General features: G+C 26.1%; 22 protein-coding genes. 8 read left to right on the forward strand and 14 right to left on the reverse strand.

Features of this window, described 5'->3' with window-relative positions; all coding sequences use genetic code 11:
- The first annotated feature begins 239 nt into the window (after positions 1 to 239).
- Together IC174_RS12860 and IC174_RS12865 are read left to right on the forward strand one after the other, a co-directional pair.
- Entirely contained in the window at positions 240 to 1,013 is a 774-nt protein-coding gene (locus IC174_RS12860) for a CPBP family intramembrane metalloprotease (RefSeq protein WP_227483060.1), read from the forward strand.
- Positions 1,014 to 1,113: 100 nt separating this feature from the next.
- Positions 1,114 to 1,797, forward strand: coding sequence for a MerR family transcriptional regulator (locus tag IC174_RS12865; RefSeq protein WP_413927192.1), 684 nt, complete (start codon positions 1,114 to 1,116; stop codon positions 1,795 to 1,797).
- 1,477 nt (positions 1,798 to 3,274) lie between these two features.
- Here IC174_RS12865 and IC174_RS12870 read toward each other — a convergent pair.
- The 10 genes from IC174_RS12870 to IC174_RS12915 all read right to left on the reverse strand — a co-directional run bounded on the left by IC174_RS12870 (position 3,275) and on the right by IC174_RS12915 (position 15,784).
- Entirely contained in the window at positions 3,275 to 5,017 is a 1,743-nt protein-coding gene (locus IC174_RS12870; RefSeq protein WP_227433552.1) for an ABC transporter ATP-binding protein, read from the reverse strand.
- Complete coding sequence (locus IC174_RS12875; RefSeq protein WP_227433553.1) at positions 5,004 to 5,675, reverse strand: ABC transporter ATP-binding protein; 672 nt, start codon at positions 5,673 to 5,675, stop codon at positions 5,004 to 5,006. The genes IC174_RS12870 and IC174_RS12875 overlap by 14 nt, the downstream gene beginning before the upstream one ends.
- Before the next feature lie 39 nt (positions 5,676 to 5,714).
- Positions 5,715 to 6,704: a S8 family serine peptidase gene (locus IC174_RS12880; RefSeq protein WP_227483061.1), complete on the reverse strand. Its 990-nt coding sequence runs from the start codon at positions 6,702 to 6,704 to the stop codon at positions 5,715 to 5,717.
- 47 nt (positions 6,705 to 6,751) lie between these two features.
- Entirely contained in the window at positions 6,752 to 7,996 is a 1,245-nt protein-coding gene (locus IC174_RS12885) for a radical SAM/SPASM domain-containing protein (RefSeq protein WP_227433555.1), read from the reverse strand.
- Positions 7,997 to 8,034: 38 nt separating this feature from the next.
- On the reverse strand, positions 8,035 to 10,584 hold the full coding sequence (locus tag IC174_RS12890; protein ID WP_227483062.1) for an ABC transporter permease: 2,550 nt from the start codon (positions 10,582 to 10,584) through the stop codon (positions 8,035 to 8,037).
- A 204-nt stretch (positions 10,585 to 10,788) separates the two neighbouring features.
- A complete protein-coding gene (locus IC174_RS12895) occupies positions 10,789 to 10,950 on the reverse strand; it encodes a hypothetical protein (protein WP_227433557.1) in 162 nt (53 codons plus the stop codon).
- Positions 10,951 to 11,005: 55 nt separating this feature from the next.
- Entirely contained in the window at positions 11,006 to 12,022 is a 1,017-nt protein-coding gene (locus tag IC174_RS21400) for a radical SAM/SPASM domain-containing protein (RefSeq protein ID WP_227433558.1), read from the reverse strand.
- Entirely contained in the window at positions 12,019 to 13,317 is a 1,299-nt protein-coding gene (locus IC174_RS12905; protein WP_227433559.1) for a radical SAM/SPASM domain-containing protein, read from the reverse strand. The genes IC174_RS21400 and IC174_RS12905 overlap by 4 nt, the downstream gene beginning before the upstream one ends.
- Positions 13,318 to 13,760: 443 nt before the next feature.
- Positions 13,761 to 15,080, reverse strand: coding sequence for an ATP-binding protein (locus IC174_RS12910; protein ID WP_227483063.1), 1,320 nt, complete (start codon positions 15,078 to 15,080; stop codon positions 13,761 to 13,763).
- Positions 15,074 to 15,784, reverse strand: coding sequence for a LytR/AlgR family response regulator transcription factor (locus tag IC174_RS12915; RefSeq protein ID WP_227433561.1), 711 nt, complete (start codon positions 15,782 to 15,784; stop codon positions 15,074 to 15,076). Before IC174_RS12915 ends, IC174_RS12910 begins: the two co-directional genes overlap by 7 nt.
- Positions 15,785 to 16,688: 904 nt before the next feature.
- On the opposite strand from IC174_RS12915, the gene IC174_RS12920 reads away from it, so the two are divergent.
- The 6 genes from IC174_RS12920 (at position 16,689) to IC174_RS12945 (ending at position 23,002) form a co-directional block, all read left to right on the forward strand.
- Positions 16,689 to 17,270, forward strand: coding sequence for a TetR/AcrR family transcriptional regulator (locus IC174_RS12920; protein WP_227433562.1), 582 nt, complete (start codon positions 16,689 to 16,691; stop codon positions 17,268 to 17,270).
- Between the two features lie 201 nt (positions 17,271 to 17,471).
- Complete coding sequence (locus tag IC174_RS12925) at positions 17,472 to 17,648, forward strand: hypothetical protein (RefSeq protein WP_227433563.1); 177 nt, start codon at positions 17,472 to 17,474, stop codon at positions 17,646 to 17,648.
- Between the two features lie 228 nt (positions 17,649 to 17,876).
- Positions 17,877 to 18,629, forward strand: coding sequence for an ABC transporter ATP-binding protein (locus tag IC174_RS12930; RefSeq protein WP_227483064.1), 753 nt, complete (start codon positions 17,877 to 17,879; stop codon positions 18,627 to 18,629).
- Complete coding sequence (locus IC174_RS12935; RefSeq protein ID WP_227483065.1) at positions 18,619 to 20,739, forward strand: FtsX-like permease family protein; 2,121 nt, start codon at positions 18,619 to 18,621, stop codon at positions 20,737 to 20,739. Before IC174_RS12930 ends, IC174_RS12935 begins: the two co-directional genes overlap by 11 nt.
- Positions 20,740 to 20,934: 195 nt before the next feature.
- A complete protein-coding gene (locus IC174_RS12940; protein WP_227483066.1) occupies positions 20,935 to 21,645 on the forward strand; it encodes a LytR/AlgR family response regulator transcription factor in 711 nt (236 codons plus the stop codon).
- A gap of 19 nt (positions 21,646 to 21,664) precedes the next feature.
- Complete coding sequence (locus IC174_RS12945; RefSeq protein WP_227483067.1) at positions 21,665 to 23,002, forward strand: sensor histidine kinase; 1,338 nt, start codon at positions 21,665 to 21,667, stop codon at positions 23,000 to 23,002.
- A gap of 214 nt (positions 23,003 to 23,216) precedes the next feature.
- Here IC174_RS12945 and IC174_RS12950 read toward each other — a convergent pair whose 3' ends face one another.
- The 4 genes from IC174_RS12950 to IC174_RS12965 all read right to left on the reverse strand — a co-directional run bounded on the left by IC174_RS12950 (position 23,217) and on the right by IC174_RS12965 (position 26,571).
- Positions 23,217 to 23,786 (reverse strand): GrpB family protein, encoded by a 570-nt coding sequence (locus IC174_RS12950; protein ID WP_227433568.1) that lies wholly within the window; start codon positions 23,784 to 23,786, stop codon positions 23,217 to 23,219.
- Between the two features lie 110 nt (positions 23,787 to 23,896).
- Positions 23,897 to 24,625, reverse strand: coding sequence for a HEAT repeat domain-containing protein (locus IC174_RS12955; protein ID WP_227483068.1), 729 nt, complete (start codon positions 24,623 to 24,625; stop codon positions 23,897 to 23,899).
- A 42-nt stretch (positions 24,626 to 24,667) separates the two neighbouring features.
- Complete coding sequence (locus tag IC174_RS21405; RefSeq protein WP_227433570.1) at positions 24,668 to 24,760, reverse strand: aminoglycoside 6-adenylyltransferase; 93 nt, start codon at positions 24,758 to 24,760, stop codon at positions 24,668 to 24,670.
- Between the two features lie 359 nt (positions 24,761 to 25,119).
- Positions 25,120 to 26,571 carry a sensor histidine kinase gene (locus IC174_RS12965; RefSeq protein ID WP_255625504.1) on the reverse strand — a complete coding sequence of 484 codons (1,452 nt, stop codon included), beginning with the start codon at positions 26,569 to 26,571 and terminating at the stop codon, positions 25,120 to 25,122.
- Positions 26,572 to 26,584 lie beyond the last annotated feature (13 nt).

The following is a 26,584-nucleotide window of genomic DNA, read 5'->3' on the forward strand; positions in this document are numbered from 1 at the left end:
AAATCGAAAATATTTTATTAATATCACTAATTATCTACTTATTAATCAACTTTATAGTCAAAATAAAATAAATATAAATTAAACCACTATTAACAAAATGAAAGGATAGTGAACATAAGATGCAATTATATAATCCCCATTTTAATTCAGATAAAAATTTAATTTTTTTCTTTACAAGCACTCTATTATGGACTTGGCTATTCAGCTTTACACCTGTATTATTAGGAGTTACAAATACCATGCTTGGAAAACTTCTTTTTTACTTCGCATATACAGCCCCTTCCGTCATAGGGCTACTTTTTATTTTCACAATATATCCAAATAGCGCAAGAAAAGATTTTCTTTACAGGAGCTTTAGCTTCAAAGAAATAGGAGTAAAATGGCCATTATTAACAGTACTCTTTTTTGCTTTAATTGTAATTTGTTCTTTACTAATAGGAAAATATTTTCATCTAGAAATTAATGATGTGGATTGGACGCACATAGCTATTTATACACCTTATAAAATACCAATTATGCTATTTATAAGCTTTATATTAAGTATACTTAGCCAAGGATTTGGATGGATAGGGTATTCTCTTGATAAATTATTAGTCAGATTTGGATTTACAGGTGCTTCAATTATTTTAGGTACTATTTGTGGAGTTTGGTATTTGGGATGGTATCTTACACCTGGTCAAATCCCATATAATCTACTGCAATACTCTTTATTTGATGCACTTTTATTTATACCATCTACTATACTTCTAAACTTTGTTATTACATTTGTATATATTAATACACATAGAAGTATTTTAGCAGGTGGATTTGTACATATGATGTGTGACTTCTTTACCATTCAACTATATTCTTACTACCCTATTGAAGCCTACGTAATGGCTCAATATGTAAAAATAATATTTTGCCTCATATTAATTATTTACATAATTTCTTCTACTAAATTTAAACAGAAAATTAATTCTGAAATTGAGAAGATAAAATCAGACGAATTTGAATTTGAGTTAGACTGCTGATTATAGATTAAACTGATAATTAAATGCATTTTCCTAAACACTTGAAGTATACAAAAACAAAATATATACTGATTATAAGTGAGAAGGGGGTCATATTTTCATGTTTAAAATTGGAGAATTTTCAAAACTAACACAAGTCTCTATTCGAATGTTACGTTATTATGATGAACTTGGTATTCTAAAACCAGCAAAGATAGATAAATACACAGGTTATCGCCTATACTCTGCTGACCAAATTTCAACTTTACAAAGAATTATTTTACTAAGAGATTCAAAATTTACTGTTTCAGAGATATCAAATATTATTCATAATTGGAACGACGAACTTGTGATTAAAGAATTGAATCGAAAAAAAATTGAAATACAAGATGAAGTTAAAAAAGAACAACAAAGAATAAATAATATTAATAAATTGATTAAGGCTATAGATGACAATAAAGATGAGATTCATTACAATGTTATCTTTAAGGAAATTCCCAGTTATAAGATTATCTCGCTTAGAGAAATAATTCCAGACTATCACCATGAAGGTATACTGTGGGAAAAATTATATGAATTTATTAAAGAAGAACATATAGAAATATCCCACCAAGCAAGCAACAATATAGCACTTTATCATGATGAAGAACTGAAAGATTGTGGTGTAGATATAGAGGTTGGAACGGTTGTAAAGAAATTAGGAAAAAACAAATCTGGATTTATATATCGTGAGACAGAGGCAGTTGATATGATGGCATGTAGTATGGTATATGGCCCATATGAAAATATAGCTGGTGGGTATTAGTCATTTGCTTACTGGCTGGATAAAAATAGTGATTATAAAATGTCTGGTATCAATAGGCAAATTGGTCATAAAGGGGTTCATAATGAGGAAAATCCTGAAAACTATCTTACAGAAATTCAGATACCAGTAATAAAAGTTAAATAGATTTCAATATAAATATTTACATATTAATGTTCAAAGGTCTTATTATACGTCTTAATAAGACCTTTAAACATTATATTATAGCTTACACCCACTTATGTATAGCTGTTATAGCTCAAACTTTGAAGTCAAAATCTCTCTCTAGACCTTTTTAATTTAGGTATCTCAAAGTAATATCTTTTTTTTGAATACGACTAATTCTCGAGTTAAATAAGAACTTAATTATGGTATATATAATATTTAGCAAAATAAAAATAAACAAAATTACAAATATATTACATTGAAAAGGAATATAGTCATTTGTTGATAAAGATAAACTTTTATGAATGAACTTACAGATTTCAATACTTGGTATAGGTAAAATGATAAAAGCAAACACCCAATAATACAGCCTAATATTTGGCATATTACAGCGCTAGTACGATTTGAAACATTATTCTCTTCAAGTTTAGCTATTCGTTCTGATATATTTTGTATATGGGCTTTTCCTATCTCTGGTATCTCTGTTATATTGTTTGTATAAATACCATTGTAAGAGTTTTGTGATAGATTTAATAGTTTTTTCAAATTACTTTTTGATGTGTATATAGAATCATTATCTGCATTTTGTGCAATATCGTAAACATGAAGTGATATTTCTATATTATTTTTATTATCTACAGAAAAATATCAAGTTGAATGAACTCCTGTAAATCATGTATTTAACAAGACAATTATAAAAAAACTGCCCCCTACTACCCTCCTTAAAAACTAGCACTCCATTGACATATAAAAGCTTTCGTGATAGTACCTAAACGTGTATTAAACACGTTTAATTTTTTTATGAGGAATTCTTAAGGGGAAAAATAAATCTGGATTTATATATCATTAGGCAGAAGCAGTTGATATGGTGGCATGTAGTATGTCTATGGTCTATATGAAAATATAGCTGCTGGGTAATAAGTCATTCGCTTACTGGCTAGATAAAAATAGTGATTATAAAATGTCTCTCTAAGCTCACAAGATACCTTCCTAAATGTAAAAAAGCTATACACATCCCAATACCGAGCAGATGTATAGCTTCTTTGTTTTAATTACTCTGTTTTTGTTTATTTATAACAACTATTTATGTAACTTTCAGACATTTACTAAAATATATTAATTATTTGTTTACATTTGTCTAAAATTAATATACAAACTCTTTTCTAGTTAAACCAGTTACATAATTTATATTTCATCAAATACTTTAGTAAGCATATATGTATACAAGATTATGTTTATCCTTAATATAACTTATTATGAACTTCACTCTATAGATTAACTTTAATGTATAATTTTTCTCTGAATATCATTATATTTATACGAAGTCTGCAGTTTCAACTAACCTATTATACAAACCATCTTCACTTAAAAGTTCCTTATCATTTCCAGATTCTATTACCTTGCCTTTATCTAATACATATATATTATCAGCACTCTTAATTGTTGAAAGTCTATGAGCTATTATAATAACTATCTTATCCTCTATATACTCTTTCAAGTTGTTCAATATCTCTTTTTGTGAAATATTATCTAATGCTGAAGTTGCTTCATCCAAAATAAGTACCTTTTTATTACTTACTAATGCTCTAGCAATTGATATACGTTGTTTTTGTCCTCCTGATATTTTGACCCCCTTTTCTCCTACTACTTCATCCAATCCCTTATCTAGATTCTCTATAAACTCATATAAACAAGTAACTTTTAATATCTTATTTAATTCTTCATCTTTTATTTTATTATTTAGTACTATATTATTTTTTATTGTATCATCAAATATAAATTGATTTTGAGTTACTATATCAATACTATTTCTTAATGATTTTAAATTAATATCCTTTATATTAACATCACCTATTAATATATCACCTTCATTTATATCCCAAAGTCGATATATTAGATTTGTTATTGTTGATTTACCACATCCACTTCCACCAACAATTCCAGTTACGTCTCCTTCTTCAAACTCTAAATTTATATTATTTAAGACAGTATTTGAATCATCATTGTATCTAAATGATACATTTTTAAAGTTTATCTTTTTAATTTCGTTATTATCTATTTTATATCCATTATTATCGACTTTAATATCTATCTCTTCATCTATTACTGAAAATACTCTATCAATAGATACTTTCGATTGTGCTATTCTAGTATTCGCCCTTACAATAGCTATACATGGTCCAATTAACATTCCTGTATATTGTTGAAATGCTATTAATTCTCCCATTGTCATCTTATTATTTATTATTTTATATCCACCAAGTCCATATATTAATATTGTTATCAATCCTGTTAGTACTTGGGATATAGCTATATTACTACTAATAATCAAGTTTAAATTTAAATCTTTTTTTATTAAAGCTCTTTCTCTTTTTAAATATTTATTAAAGAAGTTCATCTTTGAATTTAATATCACAATATCCATAATGTTAGATACATACTCTTGAATCAAATTTGATAAACTTCCCGAATCACTCCTTATCTCATAAATTTTCCTAGATATAAGTTTTGTCATTTTATTTTGAGAAAATGTTAATATCAACTGTAAAAATAAAACTACTAAAAATAAATCAAACTGCAAATTAACCAAGAAAACTAATGATATTAAAGCTTTAAACACATTGACTACAATATCAAATATAATCTCTGCTCCAAAGTTTTCTATCATAAATATATCACTTTCCATAATAGATAATATATTACCTGTTTTCTTACTTGAGTAATATCTCCCAGAAAGTTTTGATATATGGTTGAGTAATTTTACTTTTAGATTTATAGTAACTTTATTTTTTATTGAAGTATATAAATATGATAGTATAACATCAAATGTAGCTGATAATACCCTTATAAAAATATATATAAATACTAAATTTATAAGTAGCGAAATATTCTTATTTCCTATCCCATCATCTATTATATATCTAGTTATTTGAGGTATTATAATATCCACACCAGCAATTATAAAAACCATTATAAATGATGCTATTAGCTTAATCTTATTTTTATGTATTATTATATTTAGTATTCTAAATAAATTGTTATTACTAATTCTTTTCATCTATTTTACCATCTTTTATAGTTATAACTCTGTCAGCTGTCTTTGCAATATTATCATTATGAGTTATCATAACTAGTGTTTGTCTGTACTCTTTAACACACCATTCAAGCATATTCATAACTTCATTTGTTGTCTTACTATCTAAGTTACCAGTAGGCTCATCTGCAAATATAACTGATGGTCTATTGGATAATGCTCTCGCTATTGCAACTCTTTGTTGTTGACCTCCTGATAGCTCATTAGGATATTTCTTTATTTGTTTTTCAATCCCTAATTTGTTAATTAATCCCATAACATACTCTTTGTCTTCTTTCTTACCATCAAGTGATACTGGAAGTACTATATTATCATATACATTTATAACTGGTATTAAATTGTAACTTTGAAATATGAAGCCGAATTCTTGTCTTCTTATTTCAGATAGTTTATTATCATTTAACGTATATAAATCTACATCATCTAAGTACACATTGCCTAAAGTTGGCTTATCTAACCCTGCAACACAGTGAAGTAGTGTACTTTTACCAGAACCACTTGCCCCTACAATAGCAGTAAATTTGTGAGGCTCTATTTCCAAATCTACACCATCAAGAGCCCTAACTTCACTCTCACCTTTTCCATATATTTTTTTTAAATCTTTTACTCTAAGTATTTTCATAACATATCTCCATTCCTATATTCAAAAATCTATATTTTTTTAAATCAAATTTTCGTAAATAAGATCTACTGCCCTGGTTAAATCCTCTAATTGATATAAATATACTCCTTTGTAGTCAATGTCAATATTAAACTCTTTATTTAAAGTAGTTAAAAGATCATATGCATTATAATTTCCAATACATGTAAAGTTGTTAAATAAAGAATATTCATTTACAAAATCAAAATTTATCTTCGTTTTTGAGAAATCTCTATTTATCACATTCATTATTTGCTTTGCTATATCTAATCTTATCAAATTAGATCTATAACTTGGAATGTACAAATTTTCTATTTTTAAATCCTCTTTATTTTGGCTTCTTTGAATGAGTATTTCTTCTAATTCATTAAATTTAATATCAGGATTCTTTTTTAATATATTTGCAACAATACCAGTTGCCACTGCACAAGCTTTACTATTTTTACCAAAATGAGTTACTTTATCTTTAAATTTAATAAAATTATCTTTTGAGTTTGCATACATCTGAATCTTATTTCTCTGTTTATATATGTACTGATTATTTTTATATATATTTTCATTACCTACTACACCAATAACACTTTCAAATATAGTAGGAATACTTTCTTTCTCTTCATATCTATTATGTTTTGAACAAATAATAAATCTACCTTGGCTATTCAAAATATTACAAACTTTTTCTAATTCTTTTTCATATTTACTATTAATAGATGCAGCTGAAATATTTATTATCTGCATATCTGACATAGTCAACTTGCTCAATGTATTAAGAAGATTTAAAGAACTTGTTTTTCCAGAATCATTAAAGATATTAATAGGATAAATTTGGACATTCTTACTTATATTTAATATAGTTTTTGATACAAAAGTTCCATGCCCATTTATATCATTTATTTCCCTCCCCCCTAAATCTTCCAATTGAAAATTTGAATCATAAACATAATTTCCATTCATATCATCATCATTTATATCTAATCCTGTGTCTAAAACTGCTACTTTTACTTTACTCAATTAATAATCACCTCCAAAATACATTACTTTAGATATAAAACCAATTCTTACCATACTATAGGCTCTAAAATATTTTTCATTTTTTTACAATTTGAAGCAAACATTTTTTGGTCATTTTTCAAAGTATATATTTTTGATGGACAAGTTGTACAAAACAAATTTATTTTACAATCTTTACACTCTTCAATATTTACTGGTTTTAATTTATCAAATCTACTAAACATATCCATTTTTCTATTAAGAATATTCTCTAATATGTTTTCATTAAATTCCAATATATTGAACATCTTTAAATCCTTATATTCTAAGTTTGGACATGGATATACATCCCCCTTGTAATCTATACTTATCTGATTAACACCTGCTTTACACATATTTGAACATAAACTATTTTTATCTACATAATCATCTTTACAAATATAGTCAATATCAAGTTTGTTATTAAGATATTTGCTATAGTTCTCATTTCCTCTACCAATGTTCATAAAATTTCTTATTATAGATGTTGTGCCCAAATCTTCATTCAATTTATTAAATTTATCTATGTTTTTTTCATTATTCTTTCCTACAACCATAGATAAACCTATGTTCTCGAACCCTTTTGATTTTATAAGTTTAATCACATTTAATACTTTACTGAATACACCTTTACCCCTTACTTTACTACAACTTAATTCATCATAGCCGTCCAGACTAATTTCTATTGCATATAAATCATTAATTATATTATCAATCTGGCTCTCTTTAATTAAAGTTGCATTTGTAGATAAAATTATCTTCCCTTTAAATTTTTCTTTTACATAATCCAATATTTCTAAGAAATCATCTCTTATTAATGGTTCTCCACCTGTAATTGTTAATATTCTTGGATTTAATCGAGCTACATTATCTATTACTTTTTTTACTTGAGATGTCTCTAAATAATCATTATTGTCTATTTTAGAGTCTACACAGCAATAATCACAACTTAGATTACATCTATTAGTTGGAGAAAATGAAATTTTGTTTATTCTCTCTAGTCTAAATTCACTTATAATAGAATCACTTATAAGCCCTATAGATTCCAATTCATTTATAACTCGTTCATAATATTTTTTATCTTCATTTTCTTGGAATACATCATATAAATTATCAAGTTGTAATTCATTATCTACTGAATACTTTATAACTTCATAACATTCTATTGGAATTTTAATCCACCTTCCATTTACCTTATTACTAAGAATAACTTGATTATTATTTATTATTTTTTCGCATATACAATTTAAAAAATATTTATTTGAGCTATTCATTTATTTCACTCCTTTCCAATATATTTAAATTAGCAATTTTATTCACTTTCTTTTATACCACTTACTATACTAAGTTTATTTATCATTCTATTAGAAAAGTAAACTGCAATAACACAAACGAAAACAGATATTGAGCCAAATATTAAAATTTCAAATGTTGGAATTTCAAATTTAACAGAATTACTTATACCATATATCTGTTGATTAAGTTTATTAGTTTCAGAAACCATTTTATAATAATTGAAACTAGATATAATTCCAGCCACAATCATACTTAATATTCCATATATAATATTTTCTTTTATTAACATTCTTTTTACATGTTTTTTAGGCATTCCTACTGCCCTGAATGTACATATCTCACTCAATCTTACAATTATATTTGATCTAACTATAAAAATAATATTTATAGATGATATTAATAAAACTCCAAATACACAAATCATTGCTAATTTATATGAAGAATCATTATAGTGATCACCAAAGTGATTACGTACATATCTTCCCTCTATATCTGAAAACCCATTTTTTTCTATTATATTGTTTATTTTTTTTATTACTTTTTCATCTGTTCCTTTTTTTATCTTGACGAAAGCTTTATTATAATCATTTATCCCTGTCAATTCTTTTAAATCCTTTTCATTAAATATAACTTGAATTCCACCTGATTGAGATTCTCCATCTTGCTCTGATATATAGCTATTTTTCATTATTCCAGCTATTCTTACTTTTGTATTTATATATTTATAATCTCCATCTTTATATACAGGCATTTTTATATCTACTAAATCTCCTACTTTGGGTGACTTTATAATTTGAGCGTTATTTGACATTTCAATTCTAGAATAAAAATTATTTACTAACAAAATATTTTTATAATCACTCTTTGTATAACTATATACATTTTCACCTTTGTCTATATACTTATCTATATTATTTAACAACTCTTTATTGTAACCCCTAATTAAAACTGTAGATTCATTTTTATTATTTATTCCAGTTCTGTCTAATTCATCCAAATAACTTTTTTCTAGTTCAGCATTTCTTAGATATCCATCTAAATAAATATTAGGTTCAATATCTGTTACATCATCAATAGCTTTTATTTCATCTAATAAAGAGTTGTCGTACTTAGAAAAGGTATAATTTGCATTTATTGGTGAATAGCCCAAATAAATATCAAAATTACCATATGATTTACTTGTTATATTAGCTGCTTCTGACTCTTTTCCATATATGAACTTTGTAGAAGTTAAGCTCCCTATAAATAAAATTCCACATAGCGCTATTGTAATAATAATTATTATTGATGTAACCTTATTCCTAAATATATTTTTAAAAGCTATCTCATTTATAATTCCAACAACTTTTTTATTTGATTTTAACAACAAAAACTTAGGAACATAATTTAATTTATCTGTCTTTTTTATAGCATCAATTATAGATAAATTTCCAGCCTTATATATAGGTACTATAGAGGCTAATATAACTGCTATAATCGACATAATGATAGATTCAATTATAGAATTTGTATTTATAGTTAATTCTGCACTTTTATCATATACAATCATAAGACCTAAATAAGAAAAAACTATACCTCCAAGTAAACCTATTACTATACCCACGGATAAAACTACAATACTCTGAATAAAAAATATACGTCTAATATTTTTCTTATTGGCTCCAACAGCTCTAAGTAAACCAATTTGCTTGGTCATATCTAATATTATTATGTTAAACATGTTATATATTACTAATATTGCACATAATAAAGGTAATAATCTTTGTTTTATTGAGTAAGTTGTTGTTTTTGAAATATTTTTCATAGACATAGCCATACTTACTTCTGTATTTGGATAAAATTCATTATTTGTTAACTTATATTTTACCCCTAGATTCACTACTTTTTGAGTATCTAAATCTTTTGTATTAAGTTTTAATGTCCCCATATGATTTATTAATTCAGATGGAACAATATCTTTGCCATCCTTTGAATATGTAAAAGCTCTTACCTTATATTCATTTAAACTTTCATAGTATTCATCTGGTTTACTTAAAATCCCAACTATTTTAAATTTCTTATCTTTACTGTAAATAGCATTTTCATTATTTTTATTTACATACTCATTAACAATTTGAAAATCAATAGTTTGATTTAATTTAACATCTAGTTTCATTTTATCTAAAACTTTTTGCTCTATTACTAATTCATTAGAATTTCTAGGTTCCCTACCTTTAACCAATTGATATCTAGTAGAATCTAAAAAATTTTTATTGTAAGAACACAAATTTATAGATGCCCCATTGTTTTTACTTACAATTTCTCCAAATTTAAGTACATCATTGAATTCCTTTATATCTTCTTCACCATTAAGTTTTTTTACTATATCACTACTTACATCTTCATAAAAAGCATGATAATTGCCTGAGTTTTTGTATGCATGATTTATATCTGATTGTCCTTGAGACTCTTTAATAACACTTAATGAAAAAACTAGCATAACAGCAATCCCTATACTAAGTATTAATGATAAAGTTTTTCCTTTTTGTCTTTTTAAATATGACACTGCAAGTTTAATATTAATCATAATTAGAATTCTCCTTATTCACATTTACAAGAAAAACTCTATAATCTAAAATGATAGATTATAGAGTCCTATTCATTAAATACTAACTAACTTGTTGCGCTAGTTAAATTTAATTATTAAAAATACTAGAGTCTAAAAAAGCATATTTCATTCATGAAAACTACATCTAGTACTTTCAATATTTAATAGATTGATTAGTATTTTTTAATATGCTACTGTTCCTTTTGGAGTTTTTCCTGCACAATCCTCCATACAGTCTATTTGCGAAATTATTCCATGTGTGTCATAATACCATTTGCATGGATCTGCTTGCACCTCAACATCTTGAAGTTCTATTTTTTCTTCGATTTTTCTTATATGTATCATAATACATATCCCCCTTTACTTTTATATTATATTTATTATAACTAGTTAAACTAGGTTATAAACTACATAGCTTTTTTGTTGTTTCTACATAAACTCTTTCTAATCCACAGTAAATTGGAACTGGAGTATAGAATCTACCTGTTACCTTTTTATTTATAAGTTTACATCTAGTTGACATACAATAATCAAATCTAGTACATCCATCACACTCTTCATTCTTAGATGTATAAATTTTTATAAGGCTCTTAATTTTTTTATCATCCAATCCATCATATATATTTCCTAGTAAAATATCCTGTTCTCCAACACATACTGTACATGGATATACATCTCCTCTAACATCTATTGCATAACTATTTATACCTCCAAAACAGTCTCCTTTTTTCTTGTTTATAAATTGTTTATCTAAAATGGAGATATCTATATCAGGATAATTTTTTTTAATATCCATAATTTTACTAATTTGTTCATTTAATATTTTAATATGAGAATCATCCCAATTTTTATCCATAAAATCTGAAATTGGAGCTATATTTTTAAATCCTTGCTTTGCTATATCATATACACTCTCATAAAGATACTTAACGGTATTTGAGTTATATGTCATTCTTGCCCTAACATATATACCTTTCTCTATAAGTCTTTTTCCATTTTCTATTACTTTTTCATAAGTACCTACTCCATTAGCATATATTCTATTTGTATCATGTATATTCTTTGTTCCATCAATACTTATTGATATATTTTTTACATTCTTTGCTATAAACTCTATTACTTCATCATTTATAATAGTTCCATTTGTAGTTATATCAAATAATATTTCTTTGTCATTCAATCTATCTACTAACTCTTTATGTATATACTTAATCAAATCAAAATTTATAAACGGTTCTCCTCCATGTAAAACAATTGTTGTATAATCACTATCACTTTCTAATTCCTTATTACAAATAAAATTTATTGTTTTATCAGCAGTTTCATAACTCATATTTTCTTTTTTTTTATCATTTCCTTCATAGCAATATGTACATCTCAAATTGCAGTCTTCAGTTACAAATATGGTAAATTTCACTTAACTTCTTCATCTCCCCATATAGCTATATTTAAATTATGTTTCATCATCCTACACCATCTATCCAATTCTAGTTCATTATCCTTAACTGAATCTAATATCGCTGGGCAATGCCAACAAAAAATATTTACATCACAATTTTTACATTTTTCAAAGTTATATGGATAAATGCTTTCTAATTTAATCAAAGACTTTAAGCTCCTTGTTTTATTTCCTTTTATGACTTGTACAAATTCATTGTCAAATATATTTCCCATTTTATATTCATTCTTTATCAGTGAAGGACAAGGATATACATTTCCATCATAATTTATAAATATTTGAGAATTTCCTGCATTACATGCGCAACATCCCATTTTTTTATTTTTTTTATCTTTAAATTTTTTTAATTCATTATCTAAAATATAGGGAATCGTAATTGGAAGAACTGTATCTTCAAACAGATAATTTTCTTTATTTTCTAAACCTCTTCCTGTTGGAATAAAACATCTTTCAACGAATTCTGTACCAAGTTTTTTATTTAAATCTTTAAATTGTTGATTTAAGTGAGCATTTTTTTGACCAAATACCATTGATAACTTTATATTATTGAATCCATTCTCTTTTAATAGATTCACAGAGTTTATTACTTTATTAAATACACCTTTTCCTCGTGTTTCACTACAAGTATTTTCATCTACTCCATCAATACTAATGTCTATTTTTTCAAAATTATCTATAATAAAATCAATGTTATGTTCATCTACTAAAGTTCCATTTGTAGATAATATTAATTTAGTATTAGGTAATCTTTGTTTTATATATTTAATTATCTCAAAGAAATCTTCTCTTACTAATGGCTCTCCTCCAGTTACAACTATATGAGAAGCATTTAAAATTGATATTATATCTACTATATTTTTTAAATCATATGTGCTAAGTAAATCTTTCTTATTAGAGGACGATTCAACACAACAATGTTTACAAAATAAATTACATCTATTTGTTAAACAAAAATAAATTGCTATTTCATTGCTTAATCCTCCAATGTTTAAATTATTACTTTTAAAAATTTCATTTTTATTCATAATATCTATAAGATTGATAATATATTTTCTATCACTTTCATCATCAAAACAATTTACAAAATCATAGGCATTCATTTTATTTTCTTGGCTTAAAAGAAAATACTTATATATTTCCTCCGATAGTCTAATATATTTTCTAAATTTTTTATTATAAATTATTACTCGTTGATTTTTTCTATAAATAATTAAATCTTCTATATTAAAACTCATTTCTTCAGAATCTATCATAATTAAGTCCTCCTTAAGCTAATAAAACGTTTTCTTTCGAGTTTTTTTAATAAATATTTATTGCCAATATCAATTCCACTATATATCAATTACTACATTACTATTTTTATATTACTCAATATAAGCTTTACTAAGCTTATATTTTAAGATTTTTTCATTTTTTACTCCCCCCTTTTCTACTTAAATTTATTTAGCATATATCCTGTTAACAATATGACTATTATATCAACTATAAAAGTTATCAATGTTTTAAATCTTTATAAATATAAATCATATTATTTTTGTTCTATGCTCTTATTTAGAATTAAAAAGATGTTATCTTATTAGCGCAAGATTCGATTATTTTTATTGCCTCCAAATCTTATATGCTTAAAAGATAACATCCTCTATATCATTTTTCAATGCTATTTATCCAACTAGGCATTTTAAAGCTCCAACTGGAATTATTTTCTAGATAATGGTATATAAATAGTAGTTGTAAACTTATTTTTATCTGAATATATTTCTATATTTCCATTATATTTTTCTACTGAGCTTTTTATACTGTTTATTCCTATTCCATGTAAAAATGAGTCTTTTTTATCTGTAATAATTTTATTATTCTTTAATATAATCTCATTTATTTTTGTATTTTCACATTTAATTACAAATAATCTATTTATAATAGTTCCTCTTAATTTAATCTTTTTTTGTATATTTGTATCGTAAATCTTATTACAAGCTTCTATTGCATTATCTATCATATTTGAAAATATGCTACACACATCCGCCATTTCTATAAAATTGCATTCTAAAAAATTAATATCTACTAAAAAATCTATGCCATTTATATCACAAATAGATTTTTTCTCACTTAAAATAACATCTAAAATCATACTTTGTGTATTAAATATAGTATTACATTCATTTATTTGCTTATTTATATCTTTAATATACTTCTCTGCAATCTCATTTTTACCATAAATATTCTTAATACAAATAATATGATTGTTCATGTCATGGTATAGTTTTCTTATTTTCGACTGATATTCCTGTAAATTTAAATAGTATTTATATTGCATATTTATCTTTTCTTTTGTAATTTCATGTTCCATCTTTAGGTTATTGTCTTTTATTATTCTACCTATAATACTTACTAACGAAATATTTGAAAGTAAAAATACAATTGATATAACAAGTATTGTCAAACTTTCAGTTGGATTAATACTCTTATCTTTAAAAATAAATCCAAATACAACTATTATGCTAACAATATTTGCTATTAAGGGGAAAAATAAATAGATACAATCCTTCTTGTTTATTTTTATTTTTAATCTAATAGCTTTAAGTAATGGTATTAATCCTATTAGTAGTGATTTAGATATAATTATTAATTCTAGTTTTAATAAATTATTATTTAATAAATCACTCATCTCTTGTATAGAGTTAAGTGTGCCTACTATACTTAATCCAGTACTATCAAATCCGATTAATAACATCCAATATAATAAACTTATAAACACACTTTTCCATTGGTCCACCACATAATTACTTCTATACAATAGATATGTAATAAATATACATATAAATAACTTAACCTTTATATCAAATTCAATTATAGTCAAGGTAGTAATTATTATAATTGCAATTAGTAGACTACTATTTAAAACTGACTTGCTCTTTCTTAGCTCACTAAGTTCATCTAATATAAATTTTAATACAATCCATTCTATCATTGTAGAAAATAAAGTTAGAATAATCCCCCATACATCTATCCCTAACATAATACATCTCCCAATACATGTGTTAATTTTGTCTTTAAATCAGATATTCTATATTTACTGACTGGAATATTTTCATTATTAATAACTACAGTATTTTTGCATATAAGTTGAATATATTCCATGTTTATTAAATAGCTTTTATGACATCTAAAAAAATTATATTTTTCTAATTCTAACTCTATTTTATCCATACTATTATTAGTATTATAAATACCATCTGTAGTATGTATAGTCAAAACCTTTTTCCTGACCTCTATATACATAATACTATTAATTAAAATTTTGTTGATTATACCTTTATTTTCTATCAGCATAAAGTTTTCTCTTTTTTTAATAATATCTGATATACAATTTAAAATATTTTCATTTAAATCCTCAAAATCTATAGGCTTTAATAAATATCTATAAGCCCTTACCTTATAACCTTCTTGTATATAGTCGACTATTGAAGTTATAAATATTATTTCAGAAGTATCATTTGTTTCTCTAATTATTTTAGCTACATCCATCCCTGTTAGTTGAAGCATTTGAATATCTAAAAAATATATATCAACTCCTTCTAAAGCAGACTCCAATAACTCTTCTCCTGAATTAAACTCTAATAGTTCAATTTGACTAGAAACTCCCTCTAAGGATTTTAGTATACACTCTCTTAAGAAAACCATTTGTGTAATATCATCCTCACAAATAACTATTCTATACATAAAAATCCCCCCTTATCCCTTAGATAGAAAAACAGTTAAGGCTACACATTTATAAACTACAGTACCTCCTTACTATTCCTAAACTTAAAGAGTTGGCTATCCTATTTTTGCTTAATCCTTATTCCTTTAACTTTTTATATTCTCTATCTCCTTTTTTATTCTATTACCCTCTTCATTAATCCATTTTCATTTTTTCTTTTCACGCTTCTTTTTTCATTACTTATAGAATGTTTTTAATAAGTATCTATGATAGTTTTCATACATTTTTATTATCTTGATGTTACACTGAGTCTAACATCATATAAATGGTAACAAAACTTTGTCATTTACAACAAAAAATTCTCCTCTATTTTTAGCATGTTTGCACTAAAGATAAGGAGATTTTACAGATTTATTAATAACAATCAATACTTAATATGGTTTAAGCTTATTGCCTCATTAATAATTTTGTATACTTTTTAAATATCGAAATTATTAATGTTTTATGATTGTTATGATAATATTAAAAGATGATAACAATATAAAAAGCTCCCTAACTAGAGTACTCTCTTACCAAGAATGACTGTATAAAAAGCTAAGAGTAAGTCGCCAAACTTAAGAACTCATGACTTTTTTTATTTATTTTTTATTTCATTATAATATAAATTTTAACATAATTCTATTTATTAGTATACAATCTTTAATAATTATATATATTAATACATGATTGATAGAACACATCTTAAACTTAGTATCATATAACCTTATTTGTCATGTATTTAACAATGCAATTATAAAAAAACTTCCCCCTACTATCCTCCTTAAAAACTATCCCTCCATTGACATATAAAAGCTTTCGTGATAGTATCTAAACGTGTATTAAACACGTTTAATTTTTTTATGAGGAATTCTTAAGGGGAAAAATATGAAAATAGATTCAAAAAAAGAGCAACTAATTAACACAACAGTTCAGCTATTAACTTCAAACAGAGATATTTCAAGTATCACAGCTAGAGAAATCATAGCTAAAGCAAATGTCAATTTGGCTATGATTAATTATTATTTTAAATCTAAAGAAGCACTAATTAATACTGCTATTAAGAGAATTTTAAAATGCCATATGGATGAATATAAAACTACACATGATAAGCAAAATCTAACACCTAAGCAAGAGTTAAAAGAAATGTTAATGACATTTTGTGATGTTATAATTTTATATAGTCAATTTATAGAGATTTCTGTACCTTACATATTAGTTCAAGAAGACATTATTTATCCATTTGAAATATTGCCTTTGATTAGAGCTCATTATAAAAATCACGACAACAATAAAACTGAAGAAGATTACAAGGTTATTGCATATCAAATAACTTCATTTATACAGTTAGTTCTTCTTCGTTCTAATGCCTTTTTAAGATACAGTGGTATTGATATTATGGATGCAGAGAAAAGAAGTGCTTTAATTGACTCTCAATTAGAGTTATTTTTAATAGACACCATAAAGTAGTACTATTTCAGTTTAGTATTTATATCTATTTAGTATTATGTCTATTTAATACTATTTCAGTTTAACTATATATCTATTTAGTACTATTTCAGTTTAATTATATGTCTTTTAGTTTTGATACATAACTCAGCCATACTCTGACAGAACTTAAAGATATTCTCATGGACTCAAATACTTACATTAAATAAAGGGGGAATTTTAATGTTTTTTACATTTATAGGGATAATATCAGCAGTTTTATTGATATGTACAATTATATGTGGACTTTGGATAAAACTTAATAATCGCAATAATGACTCAAATTCTCACTTTACTTTTTCAATACTTTCAATTGTATTTTCGTTATTGATTGTGGTAGCTTTTTTAGTAAAAAAATAGTGTTTTTATATTATAAAATAAAAATAGATAATTATTTTACAAAAAAGACTACCATTTATACATCAACATATCTTTTATCTAAATAATCGTAACAATACCTTTTCAAAAATTTTTCTAACTCAAACATTACAAAAAAACACCCAATTCTTACAACGAGACTTATATTCCCATACCCCTTTCAAATGCTATCATTAACTTACAAGATAAATGAAAGCGAGGATGATATATATGCTTAAAGTAAACAATTTATGTAAATCATACAAGACAGGTAATAAAACGTACCCTGTATTAAAAAATATTTCTTTTGAAATCAATAAAGGAGAATTCGTTGCAATCATGGGTGCATCTGGAAGTGGAAAGACAACTCTCTTAAACTGCATTTCATGCTTTATACCAATTGATGAAGGTGAAATAACTCTTGGAAACAATAATATAAGAAACCTACAAGAAAAAGAACTTTCCGAAGTTAGAAATCAGCAGTTGGGCTTTGTATTCCAAGATTTTATGCTGTTTGATGGTCTTAGTGTCTTTGAAAATATCTGTGTTCCACAAATTATCAAAGGTAGTAAAGTTATACAAATGGAAAACCGTGCTACTAGCCTATGCAAATTATTTGGTATTGAGCATATACGCAAAAAATACCCTGCTGAAATATCTGGTGGTGAAAAACAGCGTACAGCAGTAGCAAGAGCTCTTATGAATAATCCAGATTTGATATTAGCAGATGAGCCAACTGGTAATCTTGATAGCAAATCTTGTCGTACAGTAATTGACTCATTCCTAAAAGCAAAACAAGAGCTAGATGCCACTATATTCATGGTTACACATGATAGCTTTGCTGCAAGTTTTTGTGACCGTGTTATTGTCCTTAAAGATGGAATGGTCTACAAAGAAGTCGTAAAATCAAATTCAAGACGTGAATTCCTAGATGAATTATTGGAACTTTTAAAAGAAATGGGAGGCGGTCAAGATGACAATTAATAAATTATATGGAAAACTTCGAGCCTACAATTGGAAAAACTATACAACATTATTCTTTTGTATAATACTTTCTGTAGTCTTAGTAACTTCATATGCTTTAATTTATTTTAGTCCTACAGTGCAAACAATCCTTCCAACTGGAGGAGATAGTAGAAAACAAGCCATAATGATATTTGCAGTTGCTATATTAGGATGTGCTGTTTTTACTACTTATGCCTCTTCCCTATTTTTAAAATTTAAAAGTAGAGAAATTGGTATTTTTATGGCTCTAGGGACAGATAAGAAAAATTTGAAAAAAATTCTATTTTCAGAAATACTCCTTATTTCAATAGTCTGTTGTTTTTTAGGTCTTCTATTGAGTATGCCTGTATCTTTTGGTATATGGAAGATATTCCAATTGGTAATTATTGATACAAGAGAAATGACATACCACTTTGGAACTCAAGGATTTATATATGGTTTCATATTTTGTATATTTGTAACTCTATGTATTTTCTTACTTTCAGTAAAATTCATCAATCGTACAAATATAATTGATATACTAAATGACCAAAGAATCTCTGAACCAGTTCATGAGGTAAAAAGTTGGTATGGTATATTGGGAACATTTTTTATGGTATTAGGACTTCTTCTAGGTTATGTAGTACCTTCAATAGTCATAAGTGAACTTAATTACATGATGCCATCTATATGGAACATTACGTATGTATTCTCTGCTATTGGAATTTACATGATTATGACATATGTAGTAGTACATGCAAAAAGAGGAAAACATCCAGAAAAATACTACAAAAATATTATATCTACTAGTATGATGAGATTTATGGGCAAGCAAACTGTAAAAAATATGTGTGTTGTTGCATTTTTAATTGCAGGAGCCTTATTTGCTGTATTCTATATACCTAATGTGATTGCAGGAATTAATGAAAATACTAAAAAGAATCCTATAGATTACACATTCACTTATAACCAAAGAGTGAATCAAATATCTAAAAAAGAAATTGAACAGTTGGCAGATAAGCATAAAGTAAAAATCCAAAACTATATGGAACTTCCTTCTATTGAATTAATTGTAGATGGTACAGAATCAATATTTAATAAAGATAGAACTATTGATGATGTATATATGAAAAAACATTCTTTAGCCATGTTCTTTAATTCTAAGGATTTCTCTAAATTAATTGATAAACCTATCACTATAAAAAATGGTGAATATCTTGCTGTTGTAAGTAAAGAAAATAATAATAGAGATTATGATTTTCCAAAATTTATATCAAGCCCAGCCACAGAAAAAGAAACTCCTTTTAAATATTCTGGAAACCTAATATTTAATGGTTCTTTCTTTCAAAATGCTCGTATGACTGCTTATGTCCTTAGTGAAGACGATTATAATGCATTTACTAAAGGTTTATCTATAAATAACTACAATAATTCTGTCCTATTTAATGTAGATAAAGCTACAGATACCTATGCTTTTGCTAATGATTTAAAGTCAGAGATTATAAAAAGAACACCTAAGGAAATGGGAACATACACTATGTATGATGAATATGTGAAAAAACGCAATGAATCAACTGGTCAAAAGTATTTTTTGGATGAAGAATATCCAAGTGGAGAAGGTTCTTTAAAATTAACTCCAGATAATAATCAATTATATCTCCAATGGAAGTACTATCCTAATTTTAAAACTTTGCAGAGTCAAGATATGATAAAAAATACAGCAGTATTCTTGATGTTATTTATCTATGTAGGTATAATCTGCTTTACGGCTGTGGGAATCATTGCATATACAAGAGGTGTTACAATAGCAGTAAATCACAAACAGATTTTTATAGATTTGAGTCGATTAGGTGCTAACAACGACTATATAAAATTCTGTATTCGCAACCAATTAAAGAAAATCTTTTCATACCCTCTTATTACTGGAAGTTTTGTAATATATCTTTTTAACTTTATGATTATGGTAAACAATGATGGTAGAATTGTTCATAGTGAAGTCAATGCTCTTCTGATAAATCTAGGTTTACTAGTGGTTTGTGGGGTTTATATGTACCTTATATATCTGTTGACTTACAAAAAATTTAAAGAAATTGTTGGAATTTCAAAATAAGTTTGCTTAAATTATTTTAGATAAAACTTCTCTGAGTAAGTCTATATAATTCTTATCTGTACGATTTTAGTCAAAACTTATTTAATTAAGACTCTACTTTGCTACCTAGACATATTTTCTCTTTTATGTATCTAGGTAGCTCAATTTATTATATACTTAATTATATAAATATAAAACTTGAAAGGAGAATAATCATTGATTTCAATTTGTATTTGTGATGACGAAAAACAACAAAGAAGTATGCTAAATAAAATCATCACAAGAGAAATGGATTTATGGGGCTATCCCTGCCAGATAAAAGAATACTCAAATGGAGAAAGTCTAATATATAATCTAGAACATGAAAATTATTATATGGACATCATTTTTTTAGATATTGAACTTGGAGAAATTAATGGAGTTGATATAGCAAAAGTCATTCGAAAATACTCAAAAGATACTATAATTATCTTTGTCACAGGTTTTTCTGACTATGTATTTCATGGATATGATGTAGGAGCTTTAAACTATATCTTAAAACCTTATAAAAGTGAAAAAATATGTGAAGTCTTAAAAGAAGCACTAAAAAAATTAGAACAATGGAAAGAACACTTTATTACGATTCAGATTGGAACTAACCTTTGTAAAATCAATACAAAAGACATTCTCTACTTTAAAAGTGAATTAAGAAAGCTGACTGTAGTAACCTCTGACAAATCTTTAGAGTATTATGGAAAACTAAATGATATGGAAGATATTCTTCCATCTAATTTTATACGTACACATCAAAGATATATTGTCAATCTAAACTATGTAGACAGTATAAATCAAACATATGCTAAAGTACAAAATGAAAAAATTCCTATAAGTCGTCAAAAATATCAAGAAGTTGTAGGAAAATTTACAAGACATATGCTAGAATCTTAATTTTTAGAAAGGTTTTCAAATGGATACTTATTCAATAATATCAAAAGCTACAATTTATATTACAGTTTTACTTAGCATTTTTATGGCCTTTTTTCTTTATAAGCTAACATCTTATTTTATAGATTTTAGGAAACATTGGATTTTTAAAATAATATTGATTTTGGGTTATTCTATTATTGGTCAAATGATAATATGGCTTTCTGACCCTGTAAATATACTTTTTACACTACTTGGATATTTTATACTCATTATAGTCTGTAGTAAAAGTAGGTTGATTCCTATAATATCAGTTATAATGATACTCTATCCTATTATAGTTGGTGTTAATTTTCTTTTTATAAACAATCCTCTATATAGAGAACTTGTAAGCTCAAGTGAGTATACTGTAGTACTTTCAATCTTTAAGATAGTTTCTGCCATAATTAAAGTATTTTTATGGTTTTTGATACATTTTTTCTTAAAAAATAGATTAGTTAATATAAAACAGTACCTTACAAATCGCATATGGATTTTTATTGATATAGTATGTATATCCTCATTTTTATCAATATTAATTGCCATTATTTTGCCACCCACTAATTTAATTCCTATGGGTAGCGATTATAATATTATTTTAGGTAACTTACCTTATGGTACTTATCTAATTATTTTATCTGCAATCATAGCTAATATTGGTGTGATACTTCTTTTAAATCCATTAATTGAAAATGTAAAGATGAAGTTAGAAAATCAATCGAATCATATAAAAGAAGAATATTACGACTTACTAGAGAATCAACAGGTTCAGATACGCAAAATACGACATGATATAAATAACCACTTCCAAATGATTGAGTCTTATTTAGAAGTTGAAGATATTGATGGAGCTAAAGATTATTTTACACAATTAAAACTTAGCTTTGGGACTTTAAGTGGTAAGCAATTTTGTAAAAACCCTGCCCTTAATTCAATTTTAAATCTTCGTCATACAGAATTGGAAGAAAATAGTGTTGATGTTCATTTTAATATAGATATAGACAATCACTTTGGTATAGAACCAATGGATTTATGTACTATTTTTTCAAACTCTTTGGATAATGCTATAGAAGCATCCTTAAAGATTTCCGACTTATCAAATAGAAAAGTGGTGCTAAAAGCACGTTGTGAAAATGAGTATTTTAGCTATTTATTAACAAATAACAAGGTAAATCCTATCATTAAAAAACATGGTTTATTTATTTCAGATAAAGATAATAGTAAATCTCATGGATATGGTGTTGAAAATATCAAGGAAATTGTTGATAAGTATAGTGGAGAGTTGAATATTTCTTATACTGATACAGATTTTTCTTTATTTCTTTATATTAGGTTGTGTTAGTATTAAGCTGAGAATCTTAATATATTTAAAAAACTCCAAAAAGGAAAGCCAGAAATGACTTTCCTTAATTTATATTTTAATAATAATATAAACACATATAAATTGTGAGCTTTTTCAACTGTCTCAAAGTGATTTTAATATTTCATTTTTAGTAAGCATTGATATATTAAACTTAAATTTAAATATATTAAACTTAAATATAGTAAATAACATCCTAACTGTATCTATTAGAATACAATTTCCTAGATTTTTCAGTTACCTTTTTAATAAAATCTGATTTATTATCTGTATAAGCATCACGATTATGCTCATATTCCTTCCATAATTTCAACTTAAGATTCTCATATTCCTTCGCAACGCTTGGATTATCAATCAAATAATCTCTAAAAAATAATTCATCATTGTCTCCTGCATATCTTATATGTAAATGAAAAACTCGTTCTGCAAACCCATCTACTGTATATCCTTTATTAAATGAAATCCTATCACCACTTTCAGACATGCAAATATAGTCATCTGACTCAATTATCTCTTTAATCTCTTGCATATTACACTCAGGCTTTATCTCCATCAGTATATCAACAATCGGTTTTGCATAAATTGTATTCACAGCAGTACTTCCAATATGACTTATTCTCACAATTTTTTGCATAGGAAGTAGTTCAGTTAGTCTAGATTCTTCTTCTTTAAACCAATCTTTCCAACATTCCCTATGATTAGTTAAAAATATAGGAAATAGCTTCCATAACTCTTCTAATGTCATATCTGACAGCTGTTTTCTCATAAACCAGTTTCCCCCTTTTAGATTAGCAAATTTGATTGTTCTTTATACAATTTTATTGCTTTTGATTTTATTTCCTTCTACAACTTTATTAATTTTGATTTTATTTCTTTCTACAACTTTATCTCTTTTTTAATCTTACTTAGAGAACACTCAGCTTCATTTTTTATTAAATCATTTTTATCACTATATAAAACTTGCTCAAGAATATCTATACTTTCTTGAGTCTTAAAAGAAGAAAGGCACATTACGCATTTCCAAATAATTAAATCATCTTCCGAATACTTTTCCATTACACTTACAATCTTTTTAAAGTAATATTCACTAGCTACACCTTGATTATAAAATATCATAAATCCTATAGCATCAATTACCTCAGAAATCTTAATCCTATCATCACTCTCTAAAACGTCAAACAATACAGGTAAAATCTCTACATTCATCCTTGCTAAACTTCTTGCAATTATATCCCTTGCCAATGGATAACTCTTCTTTTTAGAAACCCTGTCTGGCAAATATTTATGTTGATTATTTCCTATTGTTCCAAGATATTTAATCATCTGTTTTGCAGTATAAGTATTCCCATTTTCAAGGGCATTACAAAGCTCAATCTTCGTATATAGAGATTTTTCAACGCAAAGCTTTCCTAACAAAAACTCTACAAATTCTTTATTTTCGACTCCATATCTTTTTGACATCAAATTTATATAAACTGACCTTTCAACTGCTTTTGATGAACTTGCTAGTTCCAATAACTCTTCATCTGAATAAGATTGAAATTTATTGATATATTCTTCTGTAATAAAACCTCGCTTTATCAACTCTTCATTAGTACTTTTCATAAATTAACCTCATACTATTATTTTTTATCAGACATAAAATAGTTAAACAAGATTAGTGATATAATAATTTATCATATCCATAGAATAAGGAACTTCTTCTCTCCAAATCCCTTTTGCCACATTATTAAGACACATCAAAAATTATTACAATCGCATATAAACTCATTTAGAATGTGATTTCTACTGGACAAACAGGTAAATATTTTTTCATATTATTCTCCTTAACTAACTTAAAGTTATATATTTACTTTTAATTGGTACAGTTATATAATACTATATTTATTACGTCAAGGTAACAGATTTTATTTGTAGAAAGTTTCTTTATTTATTGTAGAAACTTTCTATATTCATTTAAAAACTTATAAGATATTTTTTCAATACTCAAATACAATAAGAGGTATCAACATATTGCTGATACCTCTTTTATATACTTAACATAATCACTTATTAATATATTTACAATATCTACACAATAAAAAATTAAATATGAATGATTAGAGATTAAATATTTTATGCTGAAATATAACACATGCACCACCACATTCCGCATTTTCTATTCTGATTGAACCACCAAGCATCTCAACTAATTGCTTGACAATGTACAACCCCAAACCAGAATGCCCATCCTTAGTTTGTCTAGCCTCATCACCTCTATAAAATTTTTCAAAAACTTTATGCATATCTTTAGCACTAAATCCAGTACCAGAATCACAAATCTCATATGAGATATATTCTTTTTCTGCCTTTGCTGATATTTTGATTTTTCCGCCTTCTGGAGTATATTGAAGACTATTGGATACGATATTATCAAAGATTCTTTCCAATTTCTCTATATCAATCAAAATAGATTCTTCTATATCACTTTGAATGTTTAAAGTGATAGATATTTCTTTTTTCCTAGCCTCTAATTCATAGTAGTATACTTTTTGCTCCAAAAACTCAGTCAGATTTATAGGAACTAACTGTAACTGAATACAAGATTTTTCAAGTTCAGAAGTATATTGCATTTGCTGAACTAGTGAGACACTTTTATCTACATTTGCTTCTATAACTGCAAGATATTGACGTTGTTCTTCACTAATCTCAGTATCATCAATCAGAGCTTCTGAATATACCTTTACAATAGATAATGGTGATTTCAGGTCATGTGCCAATGCCTCTACCATTTCTACTCGTTCCTGTTCTATTTTCCACTGTGCAGATAAGGATTTTTTTAATTCTTCTTTCATTTCTGAAAAAGCACTACATAGATTTCCTAGTTCATTATCCGCGTAATAATCTATTTCAAAATCAAGGTTCTTTTCTTTAATCTTCTGTGAACTATCCATCAGTAGTTTTAGTGGTCGATTGATATTTTTAGCAAGAATTCGAGAAAATAGTATTGTAAATCCTATAATATATATAAAAGGAGATAACAAAACAAGAATAATAACCCTATCGTCTCTCCACAGCTCATTTTCATTTCCATTTGCATAAGTAAGTTTCAACTGATAAGCAAGAAGGACAGCCCCTTTGATTTTTCCACTATCATCAATAACAGGAACAATCTTTACAAAATTTCCCGAATCTATAATTTTAGTATTTAGTTTATTAAATAATTGTTCCTTTGTTTCAAAAATTTGTTTCTTATATGTACCATATAAAAAGTTACTGTCATTATCTACAACCTGATAGAGTAATCCGTCACCATGAATCATATTGTTCAAATCTTCTGCATTTGAAGGAGATAGAATAGTTGTATTTTTTTTATGAATGTATTTTTCTATTTCTGGTATCTGCTGTTCATAATAATTTTCGCCATATATGTCATTATTATTTAAAGCTCGAATAAACAACATAATTACTCCAGCATAAGTAATCAGTGACGCCAATATGCTGGTGATTATAATTAAAAAAAGTGTTCTGCGAAACTGTGCTGAAAGTGACCGATTCTTTATGCTTTTCATTATATGAAAATCT

It is taken from the genome of Clostridioides sp. ES-S-0001-03, assembly GCF_020676075.1.
Taxonomy (GTDB): Bacteria; Bacillota; Clostridia; order Peptostreptococcales; family Peptostreptococcaceae; genus Clostridioides.